Annotated in this window: 13 protein-coding genes; 4 read left to right on the top strand and 9 right to left on the bottom strand. The window is 72.3% G+C overall.

Annotated elements, in window-relative coordinates; all coding sequences use genetic code 11:
* Position 1: 1 nt before the first annotated feature.
* The 3 genes from ccoO to FPV26_RS01970 all read right to left on the bottom strand — a co-directional run bounded on the left by ccoO (position 2) and on the right by FPV26_RS01970 (position 2666).
* On the bottom strand, positions 2-616 hold the full coding sequence (ccoO, locus tag FPV26_RS01960; protein ID WP_147651955.1) for a cytochrome-c oxidase, cbb3-type subunit II: 615 nt from the start codon (positions 614-616) through the stop codon (positions 2-4).
* 9 nt (positions 617-625) lie between these two features.
* Positions 626-2101: a cytochrome-c oxidase, cbb3-type subunit I gene (gene ccoN, locus FPV26_RS01965; RefSeq protein ID WP_147651957.1), complete on the bottom strand. Its 1476-nt coding sequence runs from the start codon at positions 2099-2101 to the stop codon at positions 626-628.
* A 142-nt stretch (positions 2102-2243) separates the two neighbouring features.
* Positions 2244-2666, bottom strand: a complete 423-nt coding sequence (locus FPV26_RS01970; RefSeq protein ID WP_147651959.1) for a universal stress protein — start codon at positions 2664-2666, stop codon at positions 2244-2246.
* 173 nt (positions 2667-2839) lie between these two features.
* On the opposite strand from FPV26_RS01970, the gene FPV26_RS01975 reads away from it, so the two are divergent.
* On the top strand, positions 2840-3655 hold the full coding sequence (locus FPV26_RS01975) for a universal stress protein (protein ID WP_147651962.1): 816 nt from the start codon (positions 2840-2842) through the stop codon (positions 3653-3655).
* A 127-nt stretch (positions 3656-3782) separates the two neighbouring features.
* Positions 3783-5012 carry an MgtC/SapB family protein gene (locus FPV26_RS01980; RefSeq protein WP_220429061.1) on the top strand — a complete coding sequence of 410 codons (1230 nt, stop codon included), beginning with the start codon at positions 3783-3785 and terminating at the stop codon, positions 5010-5012.
* A gap of 19 nt (positions 5013-5031) precedes the next feature.
* Here the strand turns inward: FPV26_RS01980 and azu are convergent, their stop codons facing one another.
* The 6 genes from azu to FPV26_RS02010 all read right to left on the bottom strand — a co-directional run bounded on the left by azu (position 5032) and on the right by FPV26_RS02010 (position 10226).
* Positions 5032-5493: an azurin gene (gene azu, locus FPV26_RS01985; RefSeq protein ID WP_147651966.1), complete on the bottom strand. Its 462-nt coding sequence runs from the start codon at positions 5491-5493 to the stop codon at positions 5032-5034.
* Positions 5490-6104 (bottom strand): SCO family protein, encoded by a 615-nt coding sequence (locus FPV26_RS01990; protein ID WP_147651969.1) that lies wholly within the window; start codon positions 6102-6104, stop codon positions 5490-5492. Before FPV26_RS01990 ends, azu begins: the two co-directional genes overlap by 4 nt.
* On the bottom strand, positions 6101-6880 hold the full coding sequence (locus FPV26_RS01995; protein ID WP_147651971.1) for a formylglycine-generating enzyme family protein: 780 nt from the start codon (positions 6878-6880) through the stop codon (positions 6101-6103). The genes FPV26_RS01990 and FPV26_RS01995 overlap by 4 nt, the downstream gene beginning before the upstream one ends.
* Before the next feature lie 5 nt (positions 6881-6885).
* Positions 6886-8409 (bottom strand): copper-containing nitrite reductase, encoded by a 1524-nt coding sequence (gene nirK / locus FPV26_RS02000; RefSeq protein ID WP_147651974.1) that lies wholly within the window; start codon positions 8407-8409, stop codon positions 6886-6888.
* 145 nt (positions 8410-8554) lie between these two features.
* Positions 8555-8953: a SirB2 family protein gene (locus FPV26_RS02005; protein WP_147651976.1), complete on the bottom strand. Its 399-nt coding sequence runs from the start codon at positions 8951-8953 to the stop codon at positions 8555-8557.
* A 40-nt stretch (positions 8954-8993) separates the two neighbouring features.
* Positions 8994-10226, bottom strand: a complete 1233-nt coding sequence (locus FPV26_RS02010) for an NnrS family protein (RefSeq protein WP_147651978.1) — start codon at positions 10224-10226, stop codon at positions 8994-8996.
* 130 nt (positions 10227-10356) lie between these two features.
* On the opposite strand from FPV26_RS02010, the gene FPV26_RS02015 reads away from it, so the two are divergent.
* The gene (locus FPV26_RS02015) at positions 10357-12834 is read left to right on the top strand and encodes a PAS domain S-box protein (RefSeq protein ID WP_181952534.1); all 2478 of its coding nucleotides are present in this window, start codon (positions 10357-10359) and stop codon (positions 12832-12834) included.
* A complete protein-coding gene (locus tag FPV26_RS02020) occupies positions 12831-13469 on the top strand; it encodes a response regulator transcription factor (protein WP_147651982.1) in 639 nt (212 codons plus the stop codon). The genes FPV26_RS02015 and FPV26_RS02020 overlap by 4 nt, the downstream gene beginning before the upstream one ends.
* The last annotated feature ends 32 nt before the right edge of the window (positions 13470-13501 follow it).

The raw sequence follows: 13501 nt of genomic DNA on the forward strand, positions 1-13501 counted from the left end.
GTCAGCCTCCCCTCGGCGCGTGGCGGCCGAGTCCCTGCAGATAGGCCACGATCGCGTCGAGCTCGGTCTTGCCGGCCACCGCCGCCGGCGCCTGCGCGATCTCCTGGTCGGTGTACGGGTCGCCGAGCGCCTGCAGCGCGCGCATGCGTTCGGCGACCTGCGCGCCGTCCACCTCGCGCTCGGCCAGCCACGGGAAGGACGGCATGTTCGACTCGGGCACCACGTCGCGCGGATTGATCAGGTGCACCCGGTGCCAGTCGTCGGAGTAGCGCCCGCCCACGCGCGCCAGGTCCGGCCCGGTGCGCTTGGAGCCCCACTGGAACGGCCGGTCGTACACCGACTCGCCGGCCAGCGAGTAGTGGCCGTAGCGCTCGGTCTCGAAGCGCAGCGTGCGCACCATCTGCGAGTGGCAGTTGTAGCAGCCCTCGCGCACGTACACGTCGCGGCCGGCCAGCTCCAGCGCCGGGTAGGGCTTGACCCCGGGCAGCGGCTGCACCGCCTCGGCCTGGTGCATCAGGGGCACGATCTCGGCCAGGCCGCCGAAGGAGACGACCACCGCGACCAGCACCGCCATCAGGCCGACGTTCTTTTCGACTTTCTCGTGCGAGTTGCTCATCGTCGTTCCTCAGGCGCGCGCGGAGGCCGGGTCGGGCGCCAGCACCGGCTGCGGCGCCGGCGAGCGCGCCATGGCGTAGGTCTTCCAGGTGTTCAGCGCCATCAGGCCCATGCCGGCGAGCACCAGCAGCCCGCCGCCCAGGCGCGCCAGGTAGTACGGATAGGTGGCGTTGAGCGCCTCGACGAAGGTGTAGGTGAGCGTGCCGTCGGCGTTGGTGGCGCGCCACATCAGGCCCTGCATCACGCCCGCGATCCACATCGAGGCGATGTAGAACACCACGCCCAGGGTGTGGATCCAGAAGTGCCAGTCCACCCAGCGCGTGGAGTACATCGCCGGCAGGCCGAGCAGGCGCGGCAGCAGCGCGTAGATCGAGCCGATCGAGATCATCGCCACCCAGCCCAGCGCGCCGCCGTGGACGTGGCCCACGGTCCAGTCGGTGTAGTGGGACAGCGAGTTGACCGTCTTGATGGACATCATCGGCCCCTCGAACGTGGCGATCATGTAGAAGCTGAGCGCGACGATGAGGAACTTCAGGATCGGGTCGGTGCGCAGCTTGTGCCACACGCCCGAGAGGGTGAGGATGCCGTTGATCGCGCCGCCCCACGAGGGCGCGAGCAGGATCAGCGAGAACACCATGCCCACCGACTGCGCCCAGTCGGGCAGGGCGGTGTACTGCAGGTGGTGCGGGCCGGCCCACATGTAGACCGCGATCAGCGCCCAGAAGTGCACGATCGAGAGCCGGTAGGAGTACACCGGGCGCCCGGCCTGCTTGGGCACGAAGTAGTACATCATCCCGAGGAAGCCCGCGGTCAGGAAGAAACCGACCGCGTTGTGCCCGTACCACCACTGCACCATCGCGTCCACCGCACCGGTGTACACCGGGTACGACTTGGCCAGGCCGACCGGCAGGGCCAGGTTGTTGACCACATGCAGCAGCGCCACGGCGATGATGAAGCTGGCGTAGAACCAGTTGGCGACGTAGATGTGGTTGACCCGGCGCCTGGCGATGGTGCCGAAGAACAGCCAGGCATAGGCCAGCCAGACCACCGTGATCAGCAGGTCGATCGGCCACTCGAGCTCGGCGTACTCCTTGCCCTGGGTCAGGCCGAGCGGGAGGGTGACCGCGGCGGCCACGATCACCGCCTGCCAGCCCCAGAACACGAACGCGGCCAGCCGGTCGGAGACCAGGCGCACATGGCAGGTGCGCTGCACGATGTGCAGCGAGGTGGCGAACAGGGCGCAGCCGCCGAAGGCGAAGATCACCGCATTGGTGTGCAGCGGCCGCAGCCGGCCGTAGCTCAGCCACGGAATGCCTTCGCCGATCTGCGGCCAGTACAGCTGGGCGGCGATCAGCACGCCCACGGCCATGCCGACGATGCCCCAGACCACGGTCGCGACCGCGAACTGGCGCACCACCTTGTCGTTGTAGTAACCGGCCACGCCGGAGCCCCTGCCTGCCGTGGGCAGGGCGTCTAGGTCGTTCATGGGCATCCCTTGGCGAACGTTGCTGCGCAATTTTCCGGAGCCCGGCCGGAGAGGACTTGATCCGGATCAAGTCGCCGGCCGCGGGGGCGGTTCCACCGCCGGCCGGCCCGTGACGGGCGTCACCCCCGGCCGGCCGCGGCGCTCAGCGCACCACCAGCACCGGAACCTCGGTCTGGGCGATCACCTTGGTCGTGACCGAGCCCAGCAGCACGCCCTGCAGGGCGGTGCGGCCGTGGCTGCCCATCACGATCAAGTCGTACTTGCCGGCCTTGGCCTCGCGCACGATCCCGGGCGCGGGGTCGGCGACCACGGCCTTCTCGACGAAGGGAACGCCGGCACGCCGCAGGGCCGCCCGCGCCCCCTTCATCGCATAGCGGGAGTTGCTGGCGTGGTACTCGGCCGCGGCCTCGGGGCCGAGCTCGATCGCCACCGCCTTCATCAGCGGCGCGTCGGCGTGGAACAGGGTGATCCGGGCCGGCTCCGCACCATGCTCGAACAGGCGGATGGTCTCGCGGGCAGCCCGGGTGCTGGCGGCGCTGCCGTCCACGGCGAGGAGGATTTTCATGGCGGATCTCCCGTTGGCCTGCCACCACGTTAGGCGATCGCCGCGGGCGCAGGCTTGATCCCGGTCAAGGCACGGGAGCCCGGAGCATTGAGCAGGATCAAGGCTTCACCTGCCCGGAGCGAGAATCCTGTGTGCGCGGCGACCCGCCGCAAGGAAAAGGAGAGGACCCGGCCATGCGCGACATCCTGGTCCATGCCAACCAGATCACCGACTGGAGTCCCGGGCTGGTCCATGCGGCCCGGCTCGCCGCGAGCCTCAAGGCCGCGCTGACCGCGGTGCACGTGGTGCCGATCGGCATCCTGCCGCTGCCCACCTACGACGTCGGCGCGCTGACCGCGCAGTACGCCGCGCTGATCGAGCAGCAGCGGCGCGAGGCCCAGGCCGTGGCGCCGCGGTTCGAGGCCTGGGCCAGCTCGCTCGGGGTGGCGCACGCGCAGTGGAGCGTCGCCCAGGGCGACGTGGCCGCGATGCTGGCCTATGCCGGCCACTGGCACGACCTGCTGGTGCTGACCCGCGCTGATGGCGATCCCTGGACCGAGCCGGCCGGTTTGGCGGAGATCGTGCTCGACACCCGCCTGCCCTGCCTGGTGGTGCCGGAGACGGCCGCCGCCGACGCCGCCTACGACACCGTGCTGGCGGCCTGGAACGGTTCGGTGGAGGCGATCCGGGCCCTGCATGCGGCGCTGCCGCTGCTGCAGGCCGCGCGCCGGGTGGTGGTGGCGATGGGGGCGAACCCGCCGCGGTCGGCGATGCTGCCGGAGTTCCAGCTCGAGCGCTGGTGCACACGCCACGGCATCGCCGCCGAGTACGCCCCGCTCGACCTCGCGGCCGAACCGGGTCCGGCGATCCTGGAGATGGCGCAGGCCGCCAACGCCGGCCTGCTGGTGATGGGCGCCTACGGGCGCTCGCGCCTGGCCGAGCGCCTGCTCGGCGGCGTCACCGACCACATGCTGCGGCACGCACCGATGCCGGTGCTGATGCGGCACTGACCCGAGGGGAGGGGCACCGGCCGCACGGCGTGGACGTCCGCGTCGCGCGGTCCGGTGCATCGCCGGGCCGGCCGCACCGGCGCTTTACCGCACGCGTGGCCTGTTCCAAGCTCCGCCCATGCTTCCGATGAGCGCATGGCAGGGCCTCGCGGTCGCGCTCGGCATCGGCCTGCTGGTCGGGGTCGAGCGCGAACGCAGCAAGGGCGACGGCGAACGCCGCGCCACGGCGGGGATCCGCACCTTCGCCCTGGTCGCGCTGGCCGGCGCGGTCGCGCAGATGCTGGGCGGCATCGCCCTGGCGGTGGTGGGCGCGTTCGTTGCACTCGCCGCGCTGGCGAGCTGGCGGTGGACGCGCACGCGCGATCCCGGCCTGACCACCGAGGCCGCGATGGTGGTGGTGTTCCTGCTCGGCGTGCTGGCGATGCGCGAGATCGTGCTCGCCGCTGCGCTCGGGGTGGTGGTGACCGTGCTGCTGGCGGCGAAGACGCGCATGCACCGCTTCGTGCGCCACGTGCTCAGCGAACAGGAACTGCACGACGGCCTGCTGCTCGCCGCCGGCGCCGCGGTGGTGCTGCCGCTGCTGCCCGACCGCACCGTGGACCCGTGGCAGGTGCTCAATCCGCGCCAGCTGTGGATCCTGGCCCTGCTGGTGATGGGCATCAACGCGGCCGGCCACGTCGCGCTGCGCATGTTCGGCACCCGCACCGGGCTGCTGGTCACCGGCGTGGCCGGCGGCTTCGTCTCCAGCACCGCCACCATCGCCTCGCTGGGAATGCGCGCACGCCGCAATCCGGCGATCCGCCTGGCCAGCGCCAGCGCCGGCGTGCTTTCCAATCTCAGCACCGTGATCCAGCTTGCGATCATCCTCGGCGCGTTCGCGCCGGCGCTGCTGCTGCGATTGGCCTGGCCGCTGGCGGCGGCCGGCGTCGCGGTGCTCGTCTTCGCCCTGGTGTCCGGCTGGCGCAGCCGCGGCGAGACCATGCCCGAGGCCGCGTCCCTGGTCGGCCGCGCGTTCGAGCCCAAGCACGCGCTGCTGTTCGTCGCGGTGGTGGCGACGGTGATGACGATCTCCGCCGCCGCGCACGCGCGCTGGGGCCACGCGGCGCTGGAGTGGACGATGGCGTTCTCGGGCCTGGCCGACGTGCACGCGGCCGCGGCCACCGCCGCGCAGCTCGTGGCCGTGGGCCGCGTGGGAGCCGACGAGGTAGGCGTGGCGGTGCTGCTGGCCTTCGCCACCAACTCGCTGATGAAGGTGGTGCTGGCCTTCGTCACCGGCGGCCGCGGCTACGGCCTGCGCCTGCTGCCGGGTGTTGCGGCGATGGTCGCCGCGTTCACGGCCGGGCTCGCCTTCGGCTGAGCCCGGCGCACGGTCGCGGTCACTTCGTGACCACGAGCTTGCCCTTCATGATCGCGGCATGGCCCGGGAACGAGCAGAAGAAGGTGTAGTCGCCGCCGGGCTGCAGCTTGCTGCCGGGAAAGCTGGTGCGGGTGCTGGCGCCGCCGCCGACCACCGTGGTGGCGGCGATCACGCGCGCATCGCCCTTGGGCACGTAGTGGGACGCGGCGCCGGCCTTCATGCCGGCGGTGGACAGCGCGCCCACGTCGGCGGTCTTGCCGATCACCACGTTGTGGCCCATCACCTTGGCGTCGAGCTTGCCCACGTGCGTGAGCTCGACGGTGATCTTCGGGCAGCTGGCCGAGACGGTGACGGTCTTGAGGTCGAACTGCATGCGGTCGTCGCCCTTGAGCCGGATCGTGCAGTTGGGCGCGGCGTGGACGGCCGAGGCGGCGCCGAGCAGGGCCAGGCCGAGCAGGGCCCGGCGGGTCTTGGTGTTCATCGCGGAACTCCGTGGGGGGTGGGGGAGGGAGGCGTGGCGGCGCGGCGCACCGCGGCCACGAAATCGGGATCGAGCACGGTGCCGACCTGCTCGCTGCGGGCGAGCACGCGGCCGTCGGCGTCGAGCAGCACCAGCGCGCTGGTGTGGTTGAACTCGCCGTCGGCGAGCTGGCGGTAGCGGATGCCGAGCACGCCGGCGACACGGCGCACCTGCGCCGCGGGCGGCGCGGCCAGCACCCAGCGGGCCGGGTCGAGCCGGCGCTTGTCGGCCACGGACTTCAGCGCGGCGGGATCGTCGCGCGCCGGATCCATGCTGATCAGGACGATGCCGATGCGCTCGCGCTGCGCCGGGGTGAGCGCCTTCTCCACCGCCTTGCCCGAATCCACGATCAGCGGACAGACGTAGCGGCACGAGGCATAGAACATGGACACCACGCGCGGCTTGCCGCGCAGCGTGCGCCAGTCGTAGCGGCGGCCGGCCTGGTCGGTGAGCGGCAGCGGCAGCTGGTACACCGAGTCGCGCGGCAGCGGCGCGGGCCTGGGCTGGCCGGCGCCGGCGGCCAGCGCCGCCAGCAGCAGCACGAGCAGGGCCGGGAGGCGGATGCGGTTCATGGCGTGGCGCTCCGGGCACAGCGGAAGCCGAGGTTGGCGGTGGCGTCGCGCCCTTCCAGCGAGGACAGCATCGCCACCCGCATCAGCACCGCGTAGTTCTCGCGGTCGTCCATGGACAGCGCGCCGGCGCCGCAGAAGCGGGTCTTGTCGGGATCGCCCTGGGTGCGGTTGTCGCCGTCCACGAGCAATGAGGCGTGATCCTCGGTCCATTCCCAGACCAGCCCGTGCAGGTCCTGCACGCCGTAGGCGTTCGGCGCCTGCAGCCCGGCGCGGGGCAGGACTTCGTTCGAAGGGCGCGAGTACCAGGCCAGGATGCGCCGGCGCCAGGCCGGATCGCGGCGCGCGTCCCTGCGCGTCTCGTCGGCCGCCGCCGCGTACTCCCATTCCGTCCAGGTCGGCAGGCGCGCGCCGATGGATTCGCAGTAGGCGCTGGCGGCGAACCAGCTCACCCACACCACCGGCTGCTCCGGCAGCGCGTGCGGGCCGAGTTCGGTGGGCGACTGCCAGTGCGCGAGATAGCGCGGCTCGGCGAACACCGGCGACACCCGGTCGCGCCGCCACTGCGGATTGCGGCGCACGAACGCCAGGAACTCGGCGTTGGTGACCGGCCGGCGCATCAGCGCGAAGGGGGCGATGCGCACGCCCCGCTTCGCGTCCTCGTACTGCAGCGCCGACTTGAAGGTGCCGCCCGGCAGCCCGACATAGCGCAAGGCCGCGTCGCCGGCCAGGCCGGCGACGGGCAGGGCGAGCAGCAGGGCCGCCAGGACCGCGCGCATGGCGCTCAGTGGCCTCCGGAGGCGTTGGCCGGCTTCTGCTGCCGCAGCTTGGCCACTTCCTCGGCGCTGACGCGGCCGCCGGGGTTGCCCCAGCTGTTGAGCACGTAGGTGGCGATGTTGGCCACCTCGTCGTCGGTGAGCTGGCTCATCGGCGGCATGTTCGAGTTGTAATCCTTGCCGTTGACCTTCACCGGCCCGACCAGGCCGTGCAGGATCACGCTCGCCACGCGCTTGGGATCGGCCGCGATCCAGTCCGACTTGGCCAGCGGCGGGAACACCCCTTCCAGGCCCTGGCCTTCGGGCTGGTGGCAGGTGGCGCAGGTGCCGTTGAACAGCGCCTTGCCGGCCGCGATCTGCTCCTGCAGTGTGAGCGCGCCGGCCTTGGCCGCCGTGGCCGCGGTGGCCACCGCCTGCAGGTTCGGCTGCGCGCGGTCGCCCAGGTAGACGTAGTCCACTTCCTTGCCCGAGTAGATCGCCTTGTTCTCCGGGCCGTCGGCCTTGAGGATCGCCAGCGCGCCCTTGTTGAACGCGCGGAAGATGGAGTGGTCCACCAGCACGTAGCTGCCCGGCACTTCCATGTGGAATTCGGCGATCGCCGCGCCGCCCGCCGGGATCAGCGTGGTCTGCACGTTCTCCTGGTACTTGGTGCCGCCCTCGAACCAGACCTTGTCGAAGATCTCGCCGATCACGTGGAAGCTCGACACCAGGTTCGGGCCGCCGTTGCCCACGTACAGGCGCACCGTCTCGCCCACCTTCGCGGTGAGTGCCTTGTCGCCGGTGAGCGCGCCCTCGGCGCCGTTGAACAGCACGTAGGTCGGGTGCTCGTCGATCGCCTTCTCCATGTCGAAGGGCTGGTGGCCTTTCTCGCGGTACTTGCCCCTGGTGTAGAAGTCGCCCTGCATCACGTAGTACTCGCGGTCCACCTTGGGCAGCCCTTGCGGCGGCTCGACCAGGATCAGGCCGTACATGCCGTTGGCCACGTGCATGCCCACCGGCGCGGTGGCGCAGTGGTACACGTACAGGCCGGCGTTGAGCGCCTTGAAGGTGAAGCGCGAGGAATGCCCCGGCGCGGTGAAGCTGGACGCCGCGCCGCCGCCCGGCCCGGTGACGCCGTGCAGGTCGATGTTGTGCGGCATCTTGCTGTCCGGGAGGTTGCGCAGGTGGAATTCCACCGTGTCGCCCTGGCGCACGCGGATGAAGCTGCCGGGCACCGTGCCGCCGAAGGTCCAGAAGGTGTAGGTCACGCCTTCGGAGATCTCCATGTCCTTCTCGACCACGTCGAGCTCGACGATCACCTTGGCGGGATGGTTGCGGCCGGTGGGCGGCGGCACCTGGGGCGGGGCGGTGAGCACGGCCTTGATCGGTTCGCCCTGCGGCGGGCCGAAATCGCCCTTGCGCGAGCCACCGCTGTCCTCGGCGGCCGCCTTGGCGGCGGAATCGGCCCCGTCGGCCGGGGCTTGGCCCTTGCAGCCCGCCATGCCGACGGCGAGCGCGGCAGCGATGGCGAGGGTCAGGGAACGGGAGTTCATGGCGGTCTCCTTGCGCGTGGATGGCGATGGCCGGGTGCGCTCAGGGTGAGCCCGCCCAGGCGCCGGCGCGTTGACCCACGTCAAGTCCGTGCCGGCGCGGAACACAACGCAGGCCGCGCCCGGTACGGGTCAGGCGTGGGACGCGTCAGAGGTGGGATGCGAACCAGCCGAGCGGATGGTGCGCGCGCGCGATCGTGTACACGAAGCCGAAGGTCAGCAGCGCCGCAGCGTAGCAGACCGCCCGGCCGCGACGGGTGCGGGCGCGCCGCAGCGCATACACGCCGAGCACGATGTACAGCACCAGCAGCAGCACCTTCACCGTGAGCCAGCCGTTGGCGAACATCGCCCCCGGCAGGATGGTCAGCAGCATCAGCGCCGCGGTGAGCAGTGCGCTGTCCACGGTGTAGCTCAGCCAGCGCACCGGCCAGGCCAGCGGCCAGCGCGCGCCGCCGAGCGCGAACGCCCCGCGCAGCGCGAACAGCGCGCCGCTGGCCAGGGCCAGGAACACGTGGACCTGCTTGATCTGCGGATAGAACTCGAGCATCGCGCCAATGCCGTCACGGGCGCCCGCGCCCGCCGACACTCTACCCCGGCCGGCCGTCCACCCGCGGCGCGAGCGTGATCCGGCCGATCCGCGCCACCCACGGCGCCAGGGCCAGCAGCCAGCCGAATGCGGCGATGGTCTGCCAGCGCAGGCCGTCCCCGGCGAACTCGGCGCCGATGCGCAGCACCGCCACCGCCTGGATCGCGGCGAAGGCGAACCACGCCGCCTTCGGCATCGCCAGCGCGCGCCCGGAATGGCCCTGCGTCACCCGCGTCACCATCGCCACCAGCACGCTGCCGAAGAAGCCCACGAACAGCGCGTGCGCCGGCGCGCGGCCGAGCGTGAACTCCCCGGCGAGCAGATAGGTCAGGCTTTGCGCCGTGTACAGCGCGAACGCCACCGGCAGCCACGCCAGGCCCACGAACAGCACGGTCAGCAGCCCGGGCTTCGGCCCGCGCGGCCACCAGCGCCAGCACAGCGTCGCGGCCAGCGCCAGCAGCGGCAGGTCGGCGAGCCACAGCCATGGGTAGGCGTGCACCAGCTCCAGCGCCAGGTGCGCGAGCGCGAGCGGCCAGAACACCGCCAGCAGCCACAACGGCCGCCACGGCCGGTAGCCGGGCACCACGTTGCCGGCGAAGAACGGGAACATCCGGTGCGCCACCGTCATGTACATCGGCAGCAGCAGACCGAAGCTGCCGAACTTGATGCTGGCGAAGGCCCACAGCGGCGAGCCGCCGAGGGTGAACGCCAGCCACGCCACCAGCCCGGTGAAGCCGAGCAGCAGCGCCAGGAAACACGAGCGCGCATGCCAGGTGTTGCCCGGTTCGCGCCACAGCAGCGGCCCGAGCGTGACCAGGCCGGCGATCCAGCCGCCGAGGGTCATCAGCACGCCGACGGTCAGCCCCGCCTCCAGCCCGAGCGCACCGAGCAGCAGCGCGATCTGGCCGCCGAACAGGCCCATGCCCACCGGCACGTAACGCCGGCGCGGGATCTCCGGCAGCCCCATCCAGCGCGGGAACACCGTGAGCAGGAAGCCGAACACGAAGCTCGCCAGCATCTGGTACTGCATCACGAACGCATGCAGCCAGCCGGCGGGCAGCGCCGGTTGCGGCAGGGGCAGCGCCCAGCGTGCCGACGCCAGCCACGCCGCCCACCACAGCATCGCCAGCAGCACGTTGCCGGCGCCGACGAAGAACAGCAGCCGGTGCGGGGCTGCGGCGAGCAGGCGGGGGGACGGCGCGAGGGCGGGGGCGGGGAGGGGAGCGGCGTGCATGGGCGGCAGTGTGCGCAGACGCCGGCGCGGCGGCCTTGACCGGGATCAAGGCACGCGCCCGCTGCGGGCCGCCACCACGCCCAGGGCCGGATCCTCACGCCCCGGTGTTACCCTCGCCCGGAGGTGTCCCATGGCCCTGCGGCTGGCGATGCATGCCCTGTGGTTGCTGCGCGCGGCGGCACTGGTGTTGCCGCTGTCGGCGGTGATCGCATGGCAGGCCTGGCGCGGGATCCAGGAGCTGACGGCGGTGGCGGGCGCGGCGAGCCTGAACCTGGCCCGGCAAGCAGCGGCGCAGTACGACGCCCGGCTGGCGGATACCGACAGCATGCTGCGCAGCCTCGGGCGGCGGCCCGGCATCGCCACGGCCGCGCCCGGGCAGTGCGACCCGTTGCTGCGGGAGTTGCCGGGCCTGCTGTCCACCGCCGCGCTGGATGTGGCGGTGACCGATGCGGCCGGGCGCTGGCTGTGTTCGGCACGCCCGGCTGCAGCGTTGCCGGCGCTGCGGTTCGCCGACGCCGGGGCCGGCCACGGCCTGGCGGTGTCGGAGCCCGCGCGCGACCCGGCCAGCGGCCGCTGGGTGCTCGCGTTGGCACGCACGTTCCCGGACGCGGGCGGCCGGCGACTGCTCCTGCTGCTGGATCTCGAATGGCTCGGCGCGTCGCTGCCCGACGGGCCCCGGCCGGAGGGCGCGGTCATCACGCTCGTCAGCGCCGACGCCCGGCTGCTGGCGCGCGTACCGCCGTTGCCCGGCAGCGTCGGGCACAAGGTGCAAGGCGTGGATGCGGTCGTGCGCGGGCGCGCGCTCGGTGAAGGCGTGTTTTCCGCGACCGGGCTGGACGGCATCGAGCGCGTGTACGCGGTGGCGCCGGTGCCGCGGGCCGGCTGGCAGGTGTACGCCGGCTTGCCCGAGCGTGCGCTGATGGCGCCGGTGCGCCGGCATGCGCTCGAACTGGGCGGGGTGCTCGCCCTGCTCGCGCTGCTGGTGCTGGCGTGGTTCTGGCGCATGCGGCGCTCGATGGGCGCGGCGCGCGGCATGCTGGTGGCCGCGGCGCAGGCGATGGGTGCCGGCGGCGGCCCGGTGCCGTTGCGCCCGGGCGGCCCGCAGGAACTGCAGCAGGCGGCCGAGGCCTTCAACTGCATGCTCGAGGCACGTGCGCGGCTCGAAGACGAACTGGCCACCCAGACCAACCTGCTGCGCGGCATCGTGGACGCGGTGGCGGACGCGATCGTGGTGATGGACACCGAACGCCGCATCCGGCTGTTCAACCCGGCCGCCGAACGCCTGTTCGGCTACCACGCCGGGGAAGTGTCCGGCCGGAACGTCAGCATGCTCATGCCGCCGCCGTACCGGGACGAGCACGACGGCTACGTGGAACGCTACCTGCGCACCGGCGAGCGCCGCATCATCGGCATCGGCCGCGAGGTCCACGGCCTGCGCCGCGACGGCGAAGCGGTGCCGCTCGACCTCGCCATCAACGAGTTCAGCGCCGGCGGCGAGCGGCTGTTCGTGGCGGTGCTGCGCGACCTGCGTCCGCAACGCCAGGCCGAAGCCGAGCGCCGCGCCAGCGAGCTGCGTTGGCGGCTGGCGGTGGAGGGCGCCGACATCGGCCTGTGGGACTGGGACCTGGCCAGCGGCCGGGTCTATTACTCGCCCACCTGGAAGCGTCAACTCGGCTATCGCGACGACGAGATCGGCGACAGTGTGGAGGAGTGGCGCTCGCGCGTGCATCCGGACGACCTGGCCGGGGCCGAAGCCCGGATGCAGGAACTGCTGGCGCGGCCGGTGGCCGATTTCCAGAGCGAGTTCCGCATGCGCCACTGCGACGGCGGCTGGCGCTGGATCCTGGCCCGCGGCGCGGTGCTGCTCGACGCCGAGGGCCGGCCGCAGCGCGTGCTCGGCGTGCATGTGGACATCACCGCGCTGCGCCGTTCCGAGCAGCAACTGCGCGAGGCACGCCAACAGGCGCAGGCGCTCGCGCGGCGGCTGGTGGCCCTGCGCGACGACGAGCAGCGCCGGCTGGCCGCCGAGCTGCACGACCGGATCGGCCAGAACCTGACCGCGCTGAGCCTGGCCCTGGGCCTGATCGAGGCCGATGCGGCGGGCCGCGCGGACCGCGCGGCGAAACGGCTGCATGATGCGCGTTCGCTGCTGGAGGCCACGATCGCCGCAGTCCGCGACCTGATCACAGAACTGCGGCCGGTCGTGCTCGATGATTACGGCCTGCTGACCGCGCTGCGCTGGTACGGCGAACAGCTCGGCCGCCGCACCGGGCTCGTGATCCAGGTCGAAGGCGACGATGCGCGCCCCGGCCCCGCGGTCGAGGCGACGCTGTTCCGGATCGCCCAGGAGGCGCTCATCAATGCGGCCAAGCACGCACAGGCCACGTCGGCGCGTGTCCGCCTGCGGGGCGACCATGCCGCCCTGCGGCTGGAGGTCGCCGACGACGGCATCGGCTTCGACCCCGCTGCGCTGCACCCCGGCGAGGGATCTCACCTCGGCCTGGTCTTGATGCGCGAACGCGCCGAGGCGCTGGGCGCGCGCCTGCACGTGGACAGTGCGCCCGGCCGTGGCACCCGCGTGGTCGTGGAATGGAATGCGCCGGCATGACCGTGCAGCTGCTGATCGCCGACGACCACCCGATCGTGTGCGAGGGCTTGCGGCTCCTGTTCGAGGCCCAATCGGATCTGCGCGTGGTCGGCACCGCCGGCGACGGTCCCACCGCGGTCGCCGAGGCCGAACGCCTGCGGCCGGACGTGGTGGTGATGGACTTCAACATGCCCGGCCTGGACGGCATCGAGGCCTGCCGCCGGATCCGCGCCGCGTTGCCCGGCACGCGCGTGCTGATGTTGTCCATGCACGGCAGCTCCGAGCATGTGTTCCGCGCGCTGCAGGCCGGCGCCGACGGCTACGTGCTCAAGGAGTCGGTGGCGGGCGAGGTGGTGGCGGCGGTGCGGACGGTGTTCGCGGGGCGCCGCTACCTCGGGCGTGGCCTGGAATGGAGGATCGAGGAGAAGCACGGCGAGAGCCCGCTCGACCGGCTCAGCCCGCGCGAACGGCAGGTGCTGCAACTGCTCGCCGCCGGGCGCTCCAATCCCGAGATCGCCACGCTGCTGTCGCTGTCGGTGAAGAGCGTGGAAACCTACCGCAGCCGCCTGCTCGCCAAGCTCGGCATCGAGAGCCTGGCCGGGCTGGTGCGGTTCGCGATCGAGCACGGCCTGGCGCCGACGGGGCCGCCGCGCTGAACCCGTCGCGGTTCCCCCCGGCTGCGTCCGCT

Origin of the sequence: Vulcaniibacterium gelatinicum (assembly GCF_008033445.1) — a bacterium.
Classification (GTDB): Bacteria; Pseudomonadota; Gammaproteobacteria; order Xanthomonadales; family Xanthomonadaceae; genus Vulcaniibacterium_B; species Vulcaniibacterium_B gelatinicum.